The organism is Citrobacter sp. MGH110, assembly GCF_001037515.1.
In the GTDB taxonomy this organism is placed as follows: Bacteria; Pseudomonadota; Gammaproteobacteria; order Enterobacterales; family Enterobacteriaceae; genus Citrobacter; species Citrobacter portucalensis.
The window spans coordinates 2,815,913-2,835,646 of sequence record NZ_KQ089830.1; the positions used below are offsets into that span (position 1 = coordinate 2,815,913).

At 51.0% G+C, this 19,734-nt stretch carries 15 protein-coding genes; 8 read left to right on the forward strand and 7 right to left on the reverse strand.

The features are described from left to right. Positions 1-19: 19 nt before the first annotated feature. From fhuA to hrpB, 7 genes are all read right to left on the reverse strand, one after another. Positions 20-2,269, reverse strand: a complete 2,250-nt coding sequence (fhuA, locus tag SK38_RS13360; RefSeq protein WP_048227070.1) for a ferrichrome porin FhuA — start codon at positions 2,267-2,269, stop codon at positions 20-22. 210 nt (positions 2,270-2,479) lie between these two features. Further along, positions 2,480-3,478, reverse strand: coding sequence for a fimbrial protein (locus SK38_RS13365; protein ID WP_231587316.1), 999 nt, complete (start codon positions 3,476-3,478; stop codon positions 2,480-2,482). 34 nt (positions 3,479-3,512) lie between these two features. Beyond that, on the reverse strand, positions 3,513-5,999 hold the full coding sequence (locus SK38_RS13370) for a fimbria/pilus outer membrane usher protein (RefSeq protein ID WP_048236105.1): 2,487 nt from the start codon (positions 5,997-5,999) through the stop codon (positions 3,513-3,515). 43 nt (positions 6,000-6,042) lie between these two features. Beyond that, a complete protein-coding gene (locus tag SK38_RS13375) occupies positions 6,043-6,756 on the reverse strand; it encodes a fimbrial biogenesis chaperone (protein ID WP_048236106.1) in 714 nt (237 codons plus the stop codon). A gap of 47 nt (positions 6,757-6,803) precedes the next feature. Beyond that, positions 6,804-7,370 carry a fimbrial protein gene (locus SK38_RS13380; RefSeq protein ID WP_048236107.1) on the reverse strand — a complete coding sequence of 189 codons (567 nt, stop codon included), beginning with the start codon at positions 7,368-7,370 and terminating at the stop codon, positions 6,804-6,806. Between the two features lie 407 nt (positions 7,371-7,777). Further along, a complete protein-coding gene (gene mrcB, locus SK38_RS13385; RefSeq protein ID WP_048236108.1) occupies positions 7,778-10,318 on the reverse strand; it encodes a bifunctional glycosyl transferase/transpeptidase in 2,541 nt (846 codons plus the stop codon). 135 nt (positions 10,319-10,453) lie between these two features. Continuing rightward, on the reverse strand, positions 10,454-12,883 hold the full coding sequence (hrpB, locus tag SK38_RS13390) for an ATP-dependent helicase HrpB (RefSeq protein ID WP_048236109.1): 2,430 nt from the start codon (positions 12,881-12,883) through the stop codon (positions 10,454-10,456). Between the two features lie 73 nt (positions 12,884-12,956). Here hrpB and thpR point away from each other — a divergent pair, with 73 nt between their 5' ends. From thpR to SK38_RS13430, 8 genes are all read left to right on the forward strand, one after another. Further along, a complete protein-coding gene (gene thpR / locus SK38_RS13395; RefSeq protein ID WP_048236110.1) occupies positions 12,957-13,487 on the forward strand; it encodes an RNA 2',3'-cyclic phosphodiesterase in 531 nt (176 codons plus the stop codon). A 15-nt stretch (positions 13,488-13,502) separates the two neighbouring features. Then, positions 13,503-14,207: a DNA/RNA nuclease SfsA gene (gene sfsA / locus SK38_RS13400; RefSeq protein ID WP_008786246.1), complete on the forward strand. Its 705-nt coding sequence runs from the start codon at positions 13,503-13,505 to the stop codon at positions 14,205-14,207. A 177-nt stretch (positions 14,208-14,384) separates the two neighbouring features. Then, entirely contained in the window at positions 14,385-14,840 is a 456-nt protein-coding gene (gene dksA, locus SK38_RS13405) for an RNA polymerase-binding protein DksA (RefSeq protein ID WP_003829221.1), read from the forward strand. Positions 14,841-14,910: 70 nt separating this feature from the next. Further along, positions 14,911-15,807 (forward strand): tRNA glutamyl-Q(34) synthetase GluQRS, encoded by an 897-nt coding sequence (gluQRS, locus tag SK38_RS13410; protein ID WP_048236111.1) that lies wholly within the window; start codon positions 14,911-14,913, stop codon positions 15,805-15,807. Positions 15,808-15,878: 71 nt separating this feature from the next. Further along, positions 15,879-17,276, forward strand: coding sequence for a polynucleotide adenylyltransferase PcnB (gene pcnB / locus SK38_RS13415; protein ID WP_204354956.1), 1,398 nt, complete (start codon positions 15,879-15,881; stop codon positions 17,274-17,276). 51 nt (positions 17,277-17,327) lie between these two features. Further along, a complete protein-coding gene (gene folK, locus SK38_RS13420) occupies positions 17,328-17,819 on the forward strand; it encodes a 2-amino-4-hydroxy-6-hydroxymethyldihydropteridine diphosphokinase (RefSeq protein ID WP_008786242.1) in 492 nt (163 codons plus the stop codon). Between the two features lie 359 nt (positions 17,820-18,178). After that, positions 18,179-18,772: a fimbrial protein gene (locus SK38_RS13425; RefSeq protein ID WP_048236113.1), complete on the forward strand. Its 594-nt coding sequence runs from the start codon at positions 18,179-18,181 to the stop codon at positions 18,770-18,772. A 178-nt stretch (positions 18,773-18,950) separates the two neighbouring features. Next, on the forward strand, positions 18,951-19,685 hold the full coding sequence (locus SK38_RS13430) for a fimbrial chaperone (protein WP_008786240.1): 735 nt from the start codon (positions 18,951-18,953) through the stop codon (positions 19,683-19,685). The last annotated feature ends 49 nt before the right edge of the window (positions 19,686-19,734 follow it).

Here is a 19,734-nt window from a genome sequence, read left to right on the forward strand (position 1 = left end):
AAGCGTGCCCAAAGAGAAATTAGAAACGGAAGGTTGCAGTTGCAACGACCTGACGTTCTGCGCCCCAGAAGCAGCCATAAGTATTGAAGCAGCTGGCGACGTATTCACGGTCAAACAGGTTGTTCACATGCAGCGCCACGTTGGAGCCAGCCATACCAACACGCGCCAGATCGTAACGTACTAACGCATCTACCAGCGTGTAGCTTCCCACTTTGAAGGAGTTTGCCGGATCGCCATAGCTGGAACTAGTATAACGAACACCCGTACCCAACGTCAGCCCGGAAAGCGCGCCATCATAGAGGGTGTAATCCCCCCACAGTGATGCCATATGTTTTGGCACCTGAGCAGGCGTATTGCCTTTGTAGTTGGTGTCGGTGGTGTATTCCGCATCGGTGTAGGTATAAGAACCCACCACGTTAACGCTGGCAGACAGTGCCGCTTTCGCTTCGATTTCCACACCGCGTGAACGAATTTCACCGCCTTCAACTGACCAGATCGATCCATTCGGATCGGCCATCAGGTTGTTGGTTTTGGTCAACTGGTAAACGGCACCGGTTAATACAATCGGACGGTCGCTCGGCACGTACTTCACGCCCGCTTCGTACTGCTTACCTTTAGATGGCGCAAAGATATTGCCGCTTTCCCCAACCTGAGAATTAGGTTCAAACGATTCGCTGTAGCTGAAATACGGGGTTACACCGTTATCGAACAGGTAGTTAACACCGCCACGCCAGGTGAACTGTCGATCATCACGGGAGTCCAGCACACCAGAAACGCGGTTCAGAGAGTCCTGCTTAGCCCAGTCGTAACGACCGCCCAGAGTGACCAGCACCTTATCCCACTGCATCTGATCCTGAGCGTACAGGCCCGTTTGTTCCTGTTTATTCAGAACGCGATAAGCTGCGCCAGGTCCAGGGTGCGAGCCAAAGTCAAAATCGCTACGATCAAGATTATAGATATCAGACGGCGCTACCGAACCAGCCCAACCGAACCAGGAGTTGATATCGTTACGCATACGCATATAGTCAACGCCGGTCAGCAATGTGTGATCCAGGGAACCGGTGGCGAATGTGCTCTGCAACTGGGTATCAACAGAGAAATTCTGCAATTTTTCATTATCGTCAACGTACTGACGAGTCAGCGTGTGATCCCAATCTGACTGAGGGATGCTGGCGCAAGGGCTGTTAGCCGGATCTTTGGTATACAGCGGATCGGAGCACATGCCATAGCCGTAAACGCTTTTCTGCGACACTTTGTTTTGCGCATAACGCAGGTTCTGACGTACGGTAAAGGTGTCGTTAAATTCGTGGTCGAAGCTGTAGCCCACCATCTTCTCGTTACGAGAGTAGGTATTGTTGTCCGCACCTTCGTTGAAATCGGTCGGCAGACGTGAACCATTTGGCAGCTTAGACACGGTCCCCTCTTTCGGCAACCAGCCGTAATAACCGGTTTCCGGCTCGTTCTGGAAGTAGGAGAGGAAGGTGAAATTCGTCTTATCATCCGGACGCCATGTGAAAGATGGCGCGATAGCATAACGCTGTTCTTCTGCGCCCTGCTGCTGCGCATTCGCGGAACGCGCCAGGCCGGTCAGGCGGTATGAGTACACACCATCGTCATCCAGCGCATCGCTGAAGTCAAAACCGGTCTGGAACAGGCTGTCAGTGCCCATTTTGAACTGAACTTCTTTCAGCGGCTCCGTTGTCGGGCGCTTGCTGACCATGTTCAACAACCCACCCGGGTTGCTCTTTCCGTACAGAACGGAAACCGGACCGCGCATCACTTCGGCGCGCTCCAGCATATAAGGGTCGATGACCGCATCATTGTAGAAGTTGCCCTGCATCTTCAGGCCATTCAGATAGTTATTCTGACTTTGGCCGTCTGCGGCAAATCCGCGAATAATCAGGTAGTCATAGGTATTGGACGCGCCACGCGTACCCACGGCAACGCCCGGGGTGTAGCTGAGCGCTTCTTTGACCGATTTTGGCTGATGCAACGCCATCTCTTCGGCGGTGACCACTGAAATAGACTGAGGAACTTTTTGAATCGGAGTGTCGGTTTTGGTCGCCGTAGCAGACTGTCGTGCAGCGATGGTTGCCGCAGGCCCCCATGCGCTTTCCTGCGGAGCAGGTGCAGCAGTTACGGTGATGGTTTCTTCTTTCGGGTCAACCGCCGCCTGTGCATAGACAGACATGCCGCTAACCGCTGTGGCTACCACTACTGCGATTTTACGCAGCGATGAACTTGGCTGAGCAGTTTTAAGACGCGCCATTGGTATTTCTCTGATGAAAGTGAATGATAACGTAAACGAGAATTATTATTATAACGAGAGCATAATATTCGAAACACTGTTGCGATCGCAAGCAATACGCGTCCCTACTAAAACTGAGGGGTTAAGAAATAACCAGATGAAAAGAAAGGGTTAATAAATTAGGCTGGAATGTTGAAAAGAAAAGCCTGCAAATACACAGGCTATTTTTGGCTAGCGGTAAAAAACGTTAAATGTCGCAACAGAGTCAACCTTTCCCGCTTTTACAGTGCCTGTTTGTACATATCTCGCTTTCAAAGGGATAGTGACAGACTGCCTATCGCTTGTTTGCGCTACCGCGTTGTAATCTTGATCAAATTTCAGCACATTATTGTTGCTGTCGAGAATTTGTAATCCGACCCCTTCGGCTGCGTCATTACCACTGGCGATCTCCAGGATGTCGCTATTGCCACTCACGCCAGTTGAACCGGCAGTGGTGAATTTATAATCAAGTTTGATGCCCGCGACACACTGTTCCAGCTGAATCTTGAAACTATCATCAGACACAACATCGGAATAGCCCTCCACAATATCGCTAGTCATGATTCTCTTAAGCGGCACTGTGATATTTTTTTCAACCAAATTGCAGGTGTTAGCAGTAACGTTAATCGCTATTGGCGCAAAGCGAATTTGAGCAATAACCTGCGAATCATAAATCCAGTCCGCATTGAGCATGTTGACGTCAATAACCCCTGACTGCACAACACCAGTGACGACAAATTCAGCTCTCGCACGTGATTGAATACTATAGTCACTTAAGTGGGTTGTTTTTGCCGTCCCTAGATGCATAGGGGTAACCAGCGATCCTTCTGTTAGGGCGGAAGAGCTATCTTTAGACCAGGCAACCCGAAAACCTATTCCCGGAACATTTGTTTGATAAACACGGCTAAGGGGATTATCCGTGCGGGCATCGCTACTCGTGAATACGGTATAACCTGTATAGATATCGCCATTATCTGTACAGTCCACGACATTAATAAGGTCGCCAGTCACTTCCTGGGTTGCAATGATCGTACCTGGAGCGGCGTCCGCATTTACCGTAAACGACGGCATATTGAACGTAGAGGTTGACGGCGACGCATCATTATCTATTTTGCAGGATGCCTGAACTGATTGCTGTGCGAACAATAGACCGCAACATAGGATCAATCTAAAAATCATATAATTATTCATATTCCCACAGTCCATTTTATGTTTTCCCTTTACACTATCGACACTCAACCGCAGCCTGGTAAATAGAGGACTCGATATCTTCCGGGATCTGTGCATTTCCTTCGCAGCGTTGTTCTGGAGCACTACCCCACTGTACTTTAAACGGTACATTACCTTTCAAACCGGTCAGATAAACTTCGCCACCATCTCCGACTATTGAGGAGCCCCCCTCAATTGACAGTACCGCGCCGAAAGGCACAAAACTCGATCCATGGTGAAGTGTTAATAAGGCGCGAATACCCTGGCGGGCAGAGAAATTAGCTGCGACAACTGCCCCTTTCGTAGGTACGACATCTTTGGCCGGTTTTTCGATATCCAGATCGTCGCGTTCCCCGCTGTTCACCGTGACGGTATTACGACGATAATTAGTTAAATATGGTACGACCGCATTTCCCCAGTAGTCAGTATAAATACCTTGCATATTCTGGACTTTAACATCTGCTCCCTCGTCAATATGGACAATAGCAAAAGCATCCTGGACAGATTGCCCCAGCGTAATACCATAAGGATGTGCGACGACGGATCCTTGCGCGCTGTAGTTCCACTGTTTGCTATCTTTGGCATAGCTATAGTTCGCCCCAATTTCACCGTATGAGCCACGATAACGCCCCGTCATGCTCGCACCATATCCAGTATCGTGATCGGTATAGCTTTGCTGCAGGTTATAACTTAAGTTGTTATCTTCCAGCGCAGTCCCGCCAATCCCAACCTGATGCACGGTATTGCCATTTTTAGCGCTGTTTAGGTTGTAGGTCGCCCAACTGTTTGACAGCCAACGTGACAAAGGAATATTGACGGAAAATGCAACCTGCTGGTCATTATCGCTGTTTGGTGTTTTTGTCAGGCTATAGTTCACAGACCAGGTGATGTCCTGCCAACTGGAGCTGAATCCCATACTGGCACTGCGCTCATGCCCACTCATATCCCAGTAATCTTGTTGATAACCATTGATATACACAGACCCGACAGAGCCCAATGATTGCGACATACTCAACTGTAAACGGCTACGACGATTGTTTGTTTTACGGTAATTGTAGATTCCATCATCTTCACCTCTATCGCGCTGATCGAGTGCTTCCTGGAAGGTATAAAAACCAGAAGTGGAATAACGGTAACTGGCCAGCGTCACCGTGGTATCTGTTGCAGAAAAGTCTTTGGAATATTGTGCGCGCCAGGATAAACCATTGGCATTACCACGCCCGTCGTCAAACTGAGTTCTGGCCGCAGTAACATCTACAGACACAGAACCAAGTTCACCGAGATCGGCCCCTGCCCCGACCAAACCGGCACGATAAATTGATGCTTCGAGCGCTCCGCCATACAGCGTAATGCCATGAGGCATGCCGTAGATTACCGTCGCCTGACCAAACCCAGGTTCCTCGCCGTTATCGCTATCGCGGTATTTTCCACCAGCAAGGCTATATTTCAGCGCACCTTCACGCTGTAAGATGGGTACCGAAGCGCTTGCCTGAATAAACGAATGCTCGCTTCCATCAGCCTCTTTAACGGTAACTTGTAAATCTGACCCTGCTGTTACCTGACTGAGATCTCTGATTTCAAAGGGGCCGCTGGAGACATAAGTCTGGTATATCGTGTAGCCATTTTGCTTAATCGTTACTTTTGCATCGCTATTGGCAATTCCGCGCACAACAGGCGCAAACCCTTGTAAGCTATTGGGTAACATGCTGGTATCGGTTTCCAGCTTCACCCCTGTCATCTGTACGCTGTCAAACAGTTCGCCGTTGGTATATGTCTGGCCAATTTCAAGCTGACTTTGCAGAAATTTAATATCCCGCTCCAGCGTGGTGCTGATCGCATTCCAGCCATCCGAATTGCTGTAGGTACTTGAATTACGAAGCCGCCAGGCGCCAAGATTTAGACCGGAATTAAGGCTTGCCCAGTTCGAGTTATCGTTCTCGCCATTTACTTGCTGGCGGTTGCCGCTAATGTAATAGCTGCTCCATGCCGCAGGAATGCCATCGTCCCAGTCTTTAATAGGGATAGCGCCAGCGACTTGCTGGTCGCGATAAATTTGCGGGATCCGCACGAAAAGAGTTTGGCTATCGAGTTGAAAATCAAACTTTGCTCCCGATATGTACTGGGCGATGTCGCCAACTGGAGCCGTATCAGCCAATGATTTCAAGCCGGGAAGGCTATCAACCTTCACCCCCAGCTCTCTGAGATCCCCTTTGCTGAACTGCGGGAGTAACTGCGTCTTATCCTGCGATAGTACGTATGTAATATTTCGCTTATCAATGCGATCATAATCCCACACAACTTCAGTCAAATAAGTTCCTGGCTGTAACCCATTATTTTGCAAAAAGGTTTCCAGTGTTGACGTATTCTCTAACGGTGTACCGAGTTCCAGAATATGCAAATTGAATTCATCTTCAGCACTCGCTGGGTGCAAAAATGAGCATAATGCCAGCGTAATGCTGTTGAGCAAAAAGAGTCGGCAAGATCGCAAAGGATAAGGCTGCATATAATAAAGTCCCTTTAATTTTTACCCATACGCGTCATTGCGTTTATAGTTGTTGGCGCTTTTTCACCGTTGCAGCACCATAGTCATTCACTGCAGCCCATGACACATCACCTACTGCAGTTGCAGGTATTGAAAATATCTGTTCCCCAAAGGGAGGAACCGTCATTGACAATGACTCAGGTACAGAACTGTCTGCGAGAGGTTTTACCTGCTTTCCGCCAACAGAGAGTTCTAATAACGAAATATGAAATGGCGTTGGATTTTTTGCGGTTAATTGAGAACCCTGACGGCTAAACCGTAATTTTTCCCACGCACCGGCAGCGGCCGATTCTTTAAGACCCACTGGCCGCCAAAAAAGTTTCAGCTGTGTTTTCATCGCAAACTGCAACGTATTTTTATCTTTTAATTCATCAGGCATAGCCGAAACAGATTTAAAGTTGGCAACAAACATCGATTCACGGTCTTGTGGTAGCGATCCTTTATCGCCAATAAAGACGATATGCAGCAGAGCCTGGCCATTAGCGTCCATTTTATAAATCGGCGGAGTGATAATAAAAGGCGCTTTTGTGTTATCTGTCTTTGTTACCCAGCTTTGTATCAGATATTTATTGGCATCTTCTTTATTCTTAATAGATATCTGTACTTCTTTTTTATTCTCCGGGTAAATGATTCTAGTTCCCCCCAGGACAATGCTGGCCTGTGCATTTATGGCAATAAGCCCAATGATGGCAAAACAAATTCGCGCATATAATTTCACCCGCAATACTCCCTGGTCAGGCAGCCCTGAAGGGCTGCCTGTCATACTTAACGATAGAACACGGTAAAATTCGCGGAGGCGTGATATTTACCTGCAGTCGGTTGTTCATCACCAATCTGAATCACTTTCGCGGTATAGTTGAAAATAGAAGGCGTCGCTTCATCGCCAGTATTCGCCACATCCGTGGTTGATGCCGGAACGGAGTCATCAAACACAACGTCAGTGTTACCACCATTATTATTGGTCACGGTAATACCCACATTTTTTGCAGCACTCGCATCACTAAGGTCGTTCTTCAGGCGTAAATTCTCGCCGTCAGTAGTGTCACCACTGAACCTCAGGTTTAAACTTGCTATGGCAGGGTCACATTTAGCCAAAGAAATCTGGAAATCTTTTGTCGGGCCAATTGCCCCATCTGAACCAAAATTCTCCGGGTAAGCATCAGCAAAAGTCACCACGGTATTTGCTCCTGCGCCATCGACATCAATAACGCAAGTGTCGGCAACAATACGGCCAGAAAACTCTACCTTACCCGTATCTTCTGCAAATGCAGAAGTATTTACAGCGGCAATCAGGCTTCCGGCCATCAGCACAGTAAGAAGCTTTTTATTCATTAGAATCCCTTAATCAGAACGATTGAATGACAAAGTCCCATTGCCAATAATAAATTACTGGCGAGAAATATTGAGGGTGAGCACGGAGAGAAAAGAATAAAGATATGCAAAAAACATGATCTTCTGAAATCCCTTCATCAAATCAATACAATGAATCGTGTATAGTGTTCACTCGCGGATTAAATCAAACCACCGGAGAGACTGTCTATAGCCTGCAATTTTTCACACATCATAAAAGAAGTTAACCATTTAATTTCCAATGTTTTTTGCAAACATTTATTTTACTTAATCTGTTCTTAATTAAAATTAAATCAATACAATTACATCATGAAAAAAATAAAACTCATTTTACCCAGAAATAAAAACACCCGCTAATAGCGGGTGTTTAGGTCTAATTTACTACTGAATTAATTACTACCAAACATCTCTTTAATCCAACCGGCTACGCCATCGCCGTCCTTCTTCTCTTGCTGCGGCGGTTGCTGCTGTTGAGGCTGCTGTTGCTGTGGCTGCTGAGAAGATTGATCGAACGGATTACCCGACTGCTGCAGCATCTCACTTTGCTGACACAGTGAATCCGGATCGGTGGTCCATACAGGAAGCGTGCGCATCCCGCCGCTACAAACGAAGTTACCGTCGTAGTCTACGCCCATATCCACCACATCCTCCGGCGGCGTCAACACCAGCGGTGTTGGCGTCTGGTTGGCCAGATAACGCTGATAAATCGACATCGCGCCGCTGGCACCGTACAGCTTGGTTGGCTGGTTGTTATCGCGGCCCACCCAAGTGATGGTCACCTGGCTGCCGTCGATCCCAGCAAACCAGGTATCCACGTTGTTGTTGGTGGTCCCGGTTTTCCCTGCCAGATGCAGACCCGGATACTTCGCGCCAAGCTGGCGACCCGTACCACGCTGAACCACCTGCTGCATAGTCCACAGCGTCATATACGCCGCCTGCGCCGGAACAGCACGCTCGGCCTGTGGGAAGCTCTGGTACAGCACGGTACCATCTTCGGCAATCACCGAACGCAGCGCCGACAGCGGCGCGCGGTTCCCACCGCTGGCGATAGTCTGGAACGCCTGCGCCACTTCGATTGGCGTCAGGTTTAACGCACCCAGCAGCATGGCCGGAACCGGGTTAAGCTGATCTTTCGGCGCACCCAGCTTCAACCAGGTATCGGTTACAGCAGGCAGGCCCAGCGCCATCCCCAGATTTACCGTTGGCACGTTCATTGAACGCGTTAACGCATCCACCAGCATTACTTTGCCGCTTTCGCTATAGCGACGGTCATCGTTCTGCGGTGACCACACCTGGCCGTTCGGCTGACGCAGCGCAATCGGCGCATCGGCAATCCAGGTATTCAGGCGGTACAACTTCGGCTGGCTGAGCGCGGTCAGATAGGTTGCAGGCTTGGCCAGAGAACCAATCGAACGACGCGCCTGCATCGCACGGTTATAGCCCGCAAACTGCGGTTCTGCTCCGCCGACCATGGCGCGAACTTCACCACTAAAGCGGTCAACGACCACAATCGCGGTTTCCAGATCGCTCAGCTTACGCTGTTTCTTCAGTACCGGAATGCCTTCCACCGCCGCTTTTTCTGCGGCATCCTGCGCCACGGAATCAAAGGTGGTGAAAATCTTCACGCCGGAGAGATCTTTAACTTTATCGCCCAGCTTCGCCTGGAGCTCCTGACGCACCATCTGCATAAAGGCAGGCTGCGGGGAGATCACCCCACCACGCGGCTGTACGCCTAACGGACGCGCACTCAGCATGTCATACAGATCCTGGTCGATAATCTGCTGCTGTTGCAGCAAACGCAGAACCAGGTTACGACGCTCCAGCGCCAGTTTCGGGTTACGCCACGGGTTGTAGATCGACGCCCCTTTAACCATCCCCACCAGCAGCGCCTGCTGGTCGAGGCTCAGCTCCTCTACCGGACGACCGAAATAATAGAGGCTCGCCAGCGGGAAGCCGCGAATCTCGTTATCACCGCTTTGGCCGAGATAGACTTCGTTCATGTACAGCTCAAGAATGCGGTCTTTGCTGTAACGCGCATCCATGATCAGCGCCATATAGGCTTCGTTGGCCTTACGCCAGTAGGAACGTTCGCTGGACAGGAACAGGTTTTTCACCAGCTGCTGAGTCAGCGTACTGGCCCCCTGTACCGTACGACCAGCTGTCAGGTTCGCCAGCACCGCACGGCCAATGGAATAGAGACTGATACCGTCATGCTCATAGAAGTGACGATCTTCGGTCGCCAGCAGCGTGTCCACCAGCAGATCCGGGAAGCCGCTACGCGGAACAAACAGGCGCTGCTCACCGTTAGGTGAAGAGAGCATGGTGATCAGACGCGGATCGAGACGGAAGAAACCGAACTGGCGGTTGTTATCCATATTCTCGATGGTGTCCAGATGATCGCCGTCAAAGGTCAGACGCGCACGCACCTGCCCTTCTTTACTGTCCGGGAAGTCAAACGGACGACGAATCATCTCGATGCTCTTCGCCTGTACGGTAAATTCGCCCGGACGCGTCATCTTCGTCACCTGACGATACTGCGTGGCCTCCAGCAGCTTCACCATCTCGTTTTTGCCGATAGGCATTTCTGGCTCAAGGTTAACCATACGGCCATAAACTGCCGCAGGAAGCTGCCAGACTTTGCCATCAATACGGCTACGAATTTTTTGGTCCAGATAAACGCCGTAAATGGCGATCAGCACCAAAAAGACAATCGACAGTTTTACCAGCAGCCAGAACCAGCCGCGCTTACCACGAGGCTTACGCCCTTTGCCTTTACCCTTACGCGGCATCGGTTCTTCATCCTCATAGTCATCATCATCATAATCGTCGTCATACTCTTCATCTCTGAGTTGACGACGGCTCACCTTTTGTTTCACCGGACGCGAGGGTTTCCCTTTACGTCCAATTGGCTCGCGGTCATTCCCCGCCATGCTTTTTCTCCGCAACATTCAGGCGCAAGGGCCCGATTCTCTGTTCTTCCGTCCTGCGACAGAAGAAGAAATCTCTCAATTATTACCGCTCTTTCGCCGGATGCGGCATAACGCCTTATCCGGCCTACAGTTACATTACGAATACTTTTTGGTGCGCCGCGTTGGCGCGGTATTCGCCGGATCGTCCGGCCAGACATGTTTGGGATAACGCCCTTTCATCTCTTTTTGCACCTCGCGGTACGATCCCTGCCAGAACGCGCTCAGATCGCTCGTCACCTGTAGCGGTCTTTGGGCCGGAGACAGCAGCTCCAGCACCAGCGGCACGCGCCCCTGGGCAATGGTTGGAGTCTTTGCTTCACCAAACATTTCCTGCATCCGAACTGCCAATACTGGAGGATTATCCTCATGATAGCGAATGGCAATCCGGCTTCCCGTCGGCACAGTGTAATGCGCAGGCAGCTCACTATCCAGACGTTGCAACATTGACCAGTCCAGTAAACCGCGCAACGCCTGTCCCACATTGAGTGCTTTTAATGCGCGTAACGAGTGCACACCGCCCATGTGCGGCAGCAGCCAGGTCTCCAGCGACGCCAGCAGAGAATCCTCATCTACCGCGGGCCAGTCATACTCTGGCAACCAGTTTGCCGCACATTGCAGACGCAGTCGAAACTGCTCGGCTTCCGGCGTCCAGTTGAGCACACTTAGCCCTTTATCGCGAATGCCATTCAACATCGCCTGATGCAACTCCTCTTCCGAGGGTTTGGCCAATGGCTGTACTTTTACCGTGAGCTGACCAATGCGCGACCGACGCAATGCCTTTAACGTTCCCTGGGTTTCATCCCATTCGATGGTGTCGGACTGTTGCAGCAGCTCAGGACATGCCTGCATCAGCGACTCGATATCCAGCGGCAGAGCCAGCAAGATACGCGCGTCTGGCGAAGCGCTGCCCTGCAACAAAAGTGGCGCTATCAACCATTCATGGCGTCCTGAGGCATCATCGGCATCCAGCATGGCGCCCATGCCATTCGCCAGCTGATAGCGCCCTTCCTGCCCGCGTCGACGCGCGATCCGATCGGCAAACGCCCGCGCCAGCAATGAGGGGAGCAGCGTGCTGTCAGGCTGCCCGCTGCTAACGTTAAGCCGTTTCAGCAACTGTTGACTGCGCTGCTGCCAGGCGGGCTGATTTCGTGAAAACGCCACGGTCAGATCGGTACTTCCACCGCGCGGCGGCTCTTCCAGAATCGCGGCCAGTTTTGCCGCCGTAGCCGCTTCGGTATTATTTTGGGCACCGACCAGCATCGCCGCTAAACGAGGATCGTTACCCAATGCCGCCATTTTCTGCCCGCGGGCACTGAGCCTGTCGCCCTCAAGCGCGCCCAGCATCTGCAACAGCCGTTTTGCCGCCTGCAGGTTGATGGCGGGCGGCGTATCCAGCCAGTTCAGTTGCTCAGGTTCGGTACATCCCCATTGCAGCAACTCCATCAGTAGCCCGGACAGATCGCTCTGCAATATCTCCGCTTCCCCCTGCGCTGCCGCTCTTTCTGCCTGCTCTTTGGCAAGCAGATGCACGCAAATACCGGGCTCCAGACGACCCGCACGTCCCGCGCGCTGAGTCATCGAAGCCTGGCTGATGCGCTGGGTAATCAGTCGCGTCAGACCGGTACGCACGTCATAGCGCACCACGCGTTCCTGGGCGCAGTCCACCACCAGCCGGATGCCTTCGATCGTTAAGCTGGTTTCAGCAATATTGGTGGCCAGCACCACTTTGCGTTTGCCTTGCGGCGCGGGCACAATCGCCTGACGCTGCTCGGAAAGCGTTAACGCGCCGTACAGTGGACACAGCACAACATCGCTGCCTACACGCGTAGCCAGCTGCTCCTGTACACGCAGGATTTCGCCCACACCCGGTAAAAACAGCAGCAGTGACCCACCTTCATGGCGCAATAGCTCCGCCGTCGCTATCGCCACCGCTTCATCAAAACGCAAATGCGCCGCCAACGGCTGATACCGCCGCTCAACGGGAAATGCGCGGCCTTCAGAAACGATCGTCGGCGCATCGGGCAACATCTGCTGCAAACGCCCGTTATCCAGAGTGGCGGACATAATCAACAGTTTCAGATCGTCCCGCAGCCCTTGCTGCACATCCAGCAATAGCGCCAGCGCCAGATCAGCCTGTAAACTCCGTTCGTGAAATTCGTCGAGGATCACCAGCCCGACGCCTGTCAGTTCAGGATCGCGTTGGATCATCCGCGTCAGGACGCCCTCTGTTACCACTTCCAGCCGGGTCTGCGGCCCTACGCAACTTTGTGCGCGCATGCGATAGCCCACGGTTTCACCAGGCTTTTCGTTCAGCAATTCCGCTAATCGTTGCGCCACATTGCGCGCTGCCAGGCGGCGCGGCTCCAGCAAAATAATCCGCCCCGTAATACCGCGATGCTCAAGAAGTCGCGACGGCAGCCAGGTCGATTTCCCGGCACCGGTCGGCGCCGTCAGCAGAACCTGCGGCGAGGCATCAAGGGCGGTAAGCAGTTCAGGCACTACAGCGGCAACGGGCAACGACGTCACAAATGGCTCCAGAGGGTTAACATTCTTCGCGCTGCATTGTAGCATCGCGTTAATTCATAACCGAGTATCCATCATGTCTGAGCCAAAAAGGCTGTTCTTTGCGATTGAATTGCCAGCCGGGGTTCGGGAGCAGCTAATCCACTGGCGGGCCGCGCAGTTCCCCCCTGAAGCGGGTCGCCCCGTCGCGGCTGATAATCTGCATCTGACGCTGGCCTTTTTAGGCGACGTCAGCACTGAGAAGCAACAGGCGCTGTCGCAGCTCGCGGGGCGTATTCGCCAGCCAGGTTTCACGCTCAAATTCGATGATGCCGGGCAATGGCTGCGATCCAGGGTCGTGTGGCTGGGTATGCGTCAGCCGCCGCGCGGGTTGCTGCAACTGGCGAATATGCTACGGGCGCAGGCCGCGCGCAGCGGGTGCTATCAAAGCCCGCAGCCGTTTCACCCGCATATCACGCTGCTGCGCGATGCCGGTCACGCGGTTCCAATCCCTCCACCGGGCTTCGGCTGGTCATTTCCGGTAACGGAGTTCGCACTTTACTCCTCCTCATTCTCACGAGGACGCACGCGTTATACGCCGCTGCAACACTGGACGCTGACTGAATAATTAAAGGGACTGCTTATGCAATTTTCTCCACCTTTACAACCTGCAACGCTCATTCAGCGCTATAAGCGCTTTTTAGCGGATGTGATCACACCCGATGGCACAGCGTTAACGCTACACTGCCCAAATACCGGTGCAATGACCGGATGCGCAATGCCAGGTGACACCGTTTGGTATTCGACATCAGAAAATACTAAACGCAAATATCCACATACCTGGGAATTAACGCAAACCCAATCCGGTGAATTTATTTGTGTTAACACGCTGTGGGCCAACAGATTAACGAAAGAGGCGATTCAGCAGGCGTTAATTTCGGAAGTTTCAGGCTACAGTACTTTGAAAAGTGAAGTAAAATACGGAGCCGAAGGGAGCCGCATCGACTTTTTGTTACAGGCAGATTCCCGACCTGACTGCTATATTGAAGTGAAATCAGTCACGTTGGCGGAAAAAGAGCAGGGTTATTTTCCCGATGCCATCACTGAACGAGGTCAGAAGCATCTTCGGGAATTGATGAGCGTAGCGGCTGAAGGCAAGCGGGCAGTGATATTTTTCGCCGTGCTACATTCAGCCATTACACGGTTTTCACCCGCGCGCCATATCGATGCAAAATATGCGCAATTATTAGTTGAAGCACAGCTTAAGGGGGTTGAAATTCTGGTTTATAAAGCGGAACTTTCTGCCCACGGTATGACTCTTAAAGAGCCGTTGCCCATTACCTTGTAATGGTGTAAATATCTGGTCAATTAGTATTCTGGGCGCGTGGGCAAATACGCTTTTCCTCACAGGGTTGTCAAGTGTTACGTTTAGATAATTGCTATCCGGAAAAGCATCTGCTATTTATAGCGACCTGATTTTTCCCCCGAACATGGGGATCGATAGTGCGTGTTAAGGAGAAGCAACATGCAAGAAGGGCAAAACCGTAAAACATCGTCCCTGAGTATTCTCGCCATCGCTGGGGTGGAGCCGTACCAGGAGAAACCGGGCGAAGAGTATATGAACGAAGCCCAGCTGTCGCACTTCAGGCGTATTCTTGAGGCATGGCGCAATCAACTTAGGGATGAAGTCGATCGCACCGTAACTCATATGCAAGACGAAGCGGCTAACTTCCCTGATCCGGTGGACCGCGCCGCACAGGAAGAAGAATTCAGCCTTGAGCTGCGTAACCGTGACCGTGAGCGCAAACTGATCAAAAAGATCGAGAAGACGCTGAAGAAAGTAGAAGACGAAGATTTCGGCTACTGCGAATCATGCGGCGTAGAAATTGGTATTCGCCGTCTGGAAGCGCGTCCGACAGCCGATCTGTGCATCGACTGTAAAACGCTGGCAGAAATCCGCGAAAAACAAATGGCAGGTTAATTCCGGTCATTTTTACCACGTTTACTACAGGCGGGAGCTTCTCCCGCCTTATTATTTGTTAGTCCGCAAAATGAGTGATTCACACTATATAGGCCGCTTCGCCCCTTCCCCTTCTGGCGAACTGCATTTCGGTTCACTAATTGCCGCCCTCGGGAGTTACCTGCAGGCCCGCGCACAGCGCGGAATCTGGCGAGTGCGCATTGAAGATATTGACCCCCCTCGTGAAGTTCCCGGTGCTGCAGATACGATTCTGCGTCAGCTGGAACATTACGGACTGCACTGGGATGGCGATATTTTATGGCAATCCCAACGTCATGATGCCTACCGCGAGGCGCTCGCCTGGTTACATCAACAGGATCTGAGCTATTACTGCACCTGTACGCGGGCGCGTATTCAAAGCGTCGGCGGTATTTATGACGGCCACTGCCGTGAGTTACGCCTCGGACCAGAGCAGGCGGCAGTCCGCATAAAGCAACGTCACCCGGTGATGCAGTTTACTGACCTGCTACGCGGTGTGATTCAGGCTGACCCGCAGCTTGCTGGTGAAGATTTTATTATTCACCGCCGCGACGGGCTGTTTGCCTATAACCTCGCGGTAGTGGTAGATGACCACTTTCAGGGCGTAACGGAGATTGTACGCGGCGCCGATCTTATCGAACCCACGGTGCGGCAAATCTCTTTGTATCAGCAGTTTGGCTGGCAAGCGCCTGACTATATTCATCTTCCGCTGGCGCTCAACGAACAAGGCGCTAAACTTTCAAAACAAAATCATGCACCTGCGCTGCCGCAAGGCGATCCGCGTCCGGTGATTATTGCCGCGCTGCGCTTTCTCGGCCAGCGTGCCGATATCCCGTGGCAGGATATGCAGGTTGATCAGATCCTGGAGTTTGCCGTTGAGAATTGGCGTCTGACAGCAGTGCCTGAATCGGCGATCTTAAATCCGGCATTCTCAAATGCATCATGCTGAGCTATGATTAGCCGCTATTTTTACACAGCAACACTTGTTCTGATTGAAGTTTGACACTACCGAGGTGCACTATTTTTACCCGAGTCGCTAATTTTTGCCGCAAGGTGCTAAGCCGCGAGGAGCGCGAGGCTGAGCTCGCCGTCGCCCGTCCACATATGACGGTAATTCCGCGTGAGCAGCACTCTATCTCCCGCAAAGATATCAGTGAAAATGCCCTGAAGGTAATGTACAGGCTCAATAAGGCCGGATACGAGGCATGGCTGGTTGGCGGTGGTGTACGCGATCTTTTGCTGGGCAAAAAACCGAAAGATTTTGATGTCACCACTAACGCAACGCCGGATCAGGTGCGTAAACTGTTTCGTAACTGTCGCCTGGTCGGTCGCCGTTTCCGTCTGGCCCATGTCATGTTCGGCCCTGAAATTATCGAAGTGGCGACGTTCCGCGGCCATCATGAAGGCAGCGAATCCGATCGCACAACATCGCAGCGCGGGCAAAACGGTATGCTGCTGCGTGACAACATCTTCGGCTCCATCGAAGAAGATGCACAGCGTCGTGATTTCACGATTAACAGCCTGTATTACAGCGTGGCCGATTTCACCGTACGTGATTACGTTGGGGGAATGCAGGATCTCGAAGAGGGCATCATTCGCCTGATCGGTAATCCGGAAACGCGCTATCGCGAAGATCCCGTGCGTATGCTGCGCGCCGTACGCTTTGCCGCCAAGCTCGACATGCGTATCAGCCCGGAAACCGCAGAGCCGATCCCACGTCTGGCTACCTTGCTTAACGATATTCCTCCTGCACGCCTGTTTGAAGAAGCGCTCAAGCTGTTACAGGCGGGCTATGGGTACGAAACCTATAAAAAACTGCGTGAGTACAGCCTGTTCCAACCGCTGTTCCCAACCATTACGCGCTACTTCACCGAAGACGGTGACAGCCCGATGGAACGCATCATTGCCCAGGTACTGAAGAATACCGATAACCGCATTCACAATGATATGCGCGTTAACCCGGCGTTCTTGTTTGCTGCCATGTTCTGGTATCCTTTACTGGAAGCCGCACAGAAAATTGCGCAAGAAAGCGGTCTGGCCTATTACGACGCTTTCGCGCTGGCAATGAACGACGTGCTGGACGAAGCCTGCCGCTCGCTGGCGATCCCGAAACGTTTGACCTCACTGACCCGCGATATCTGGCAGTTGCAGTTACGTATGTCCCGTCGCCAGGGCAAACGCGCCTGGAAGCTGATGGAGCATCCAAAGTTCCGCGCAGCTTACGACCTGTTAGCGCTGCGTGCTGAAGTCGAACACAACGCGGAATTGCAGCGACTGGCGAAATGGTGGGGTGAATTCCAGGTTTCTGCGCCGCCAGAACAAAAAGGCATGCTGAACGAGCTGGATGAAGAGCCAGACACACGTCGTCGCCATCGTCGCCCGCGTAAACGCGCGCCACGCCGTGAAGGCTCCGCATGACCTATCACGTATACCCAACAAATTTCGAGTCGTATCAAGGCGGTGACACAGATGCAGCTTGAAAAACGACGGGTATATATCGCCCTCGGCAGTAATTTAGCCTCCCCTCTGGAGCAGGTTAATGCTGCCGTGAAAGCGATCGGGGAAATCCCTGACAGCCGAATCGTGGCTGTCTCCTCATTTTACCGTACGCCACCATTAGGCCCACAGGATCAACCCGATTACCTGAACGCCGCCGTCGCACTGGAAACCACCCTTGCGCCGGAAGAATTACTCAATCACACCCAACGCATTGAGTTACAGCAGGGCCGGGTGCGCAAAGCCGAACGCTGGGGACCACGAACGCTGGACCTCGACATTATGCTGTTTGGCGATGAAGTGATTAACACCGAACGTCTGACCGTACCGCACTACGACATGAAAAACCGTGGTTTTATGCTGTGGCCGCTCGCTGAAATCGCGCCGGATCTTATCTTTCCAGACGATAAACAACCACTTGCGTTTTTCATCCAGCAAACCACTCCTCGTCCGGCGCAATGGTAACCGCGTTATATAATAAATTAATTATGAAAAGCCTCACTCAAATTAATTAAACTACATTTTCCTTTCAGTAAATCTAATTAACACATACTACTCAGACATCATCCATGCAAAACAATTATTATTAAAGACCAGTAGTTGTTTGTTCCTTGCGCTTTATCACACAAACCTATATCCCATAAAAATATATTTCAAAAAACAAAGAAAGCCCTCCTACAATAATTTTAAAATAAAATGATTTTATAAAAATCATAGACCCAAGTTATTTTACAAAACATTACTAACCGCTAGAATATGCCCCTGCTATTTAATATAGCAAAGTAGTAATTATCTAATATTTCAAATCCTGTAAGGATACAGTAATGAAAAAAGCAATTTTGGCAGTAGCTATGGTTATGGCAATGGGCTCAACTTCAGCAATGGCAGCGGATGCAGAAGGCGGTCAGCTTAATTTTCACGGTTTAGTCAGTGCTACAACCTGTTCTAAAGTCGTTTCCACCAGCCGTGGTGATGAATCCACTGATGGCAATATCTATCTGGAAACCGCAACCCCGGCGGATATCACCACTGAAGTCGCTGATGCTACTTACGGCGCAAAAGCAGAACCTTTCTCCATCGTTCTGAACTGTAAAGATGCATCCGAAGTGACCACCGGAACTAAGGCCAGTCTGTCAATGGTCTCTTCTTTTGGTAACACCAAAGGCACGCTGGATAACGACACCAACCTGACTGCCGCCGGCATGGCTGCTGCGAAGAACGTAAACATCGCGATTCACGATGCAGACACCAAAACGCTGATGAAAGTTGACGGTGCAGACGTTCACGAAGCCACCTTCGATGCCAGCAAAATCGCTACCTACCACTTTGTAGCTTCCTATGTGAAAGCAGTACTGAGTGATGACGTAACCCCAGGTCACGTTACCACTAACGCAATGTATACCTTTACTTATCAGTAAGCATTAACGCTTTACTGATGAAATAAGTATACAAAAAAGCGCGTTAATAGCATTAACCGGAATTATTACACCGTTTGTCATTAACACAGCTTGTAATAACGAGGTGAGAATTACGATTACTATCGCACCTCGTTTCTTAAATTAAGAACACCAAATCATCCACTGGCAAGGAATGCTCATGTTGAATTTTAAGAAAACGCTTACCACATTGGTACTAGCAGGAAGCTTATTGAGTAATACCAGTCATGCCGATATTATCATTTCCGGCACGCGCATCATTTATGATGAAAATAAAAAAGATGTCAGTATCCGCCTGGAAAATAAAGGTACCCGACCGCTGCTGGTGCAAAACTGGATTGATCTCGGGAATGATAATGCCGATCCAGGCAGTATTAAGGCCCCATTCGTCTCCACTCCTCCCGTTTCACGTATAGAACCAAAGCACGGTCAATCCGTGAAAGTAATGTTTACCCAAACCACAGCATTACCAAAAGACCGTGAAAGCGTGTTCTGGTTTAACGTGCTGGAAGTACCGCCAAAAGCAGACGCCAACAAAGAAGAAAACAAAAGTTTGCTGCAGTTAGCTTTCCGCACTCGTATCAAACTGTTTTACCGCCCTGCCGGTTTACAGGGTTCACCTGCAGAAGCCACCAAACAGTTGAAGTGGCAGATGGGGAATGAACAAGGTCATACGACGCTAAAGGTTAATAACCCAACACCTTACTACGTTTCATTTAATGATGCTGTCGTTACGGTTGGCGGGAAGCGCTATACCGTTGATGCCACCATGGTTGCGCCTTTGAGCAATGCCTCTTTTAACGTCAAAGGTCTACAAAATACCGTATCAGGCAAACTGGACTACCACGCCATTAACGATTATGGCGGCATGATCGAAGGCTCTGTTTCACTGTAATCGATTAATCAAAACGCAGGATGCAAAAGACGGTGCAAAACTTTCCTTA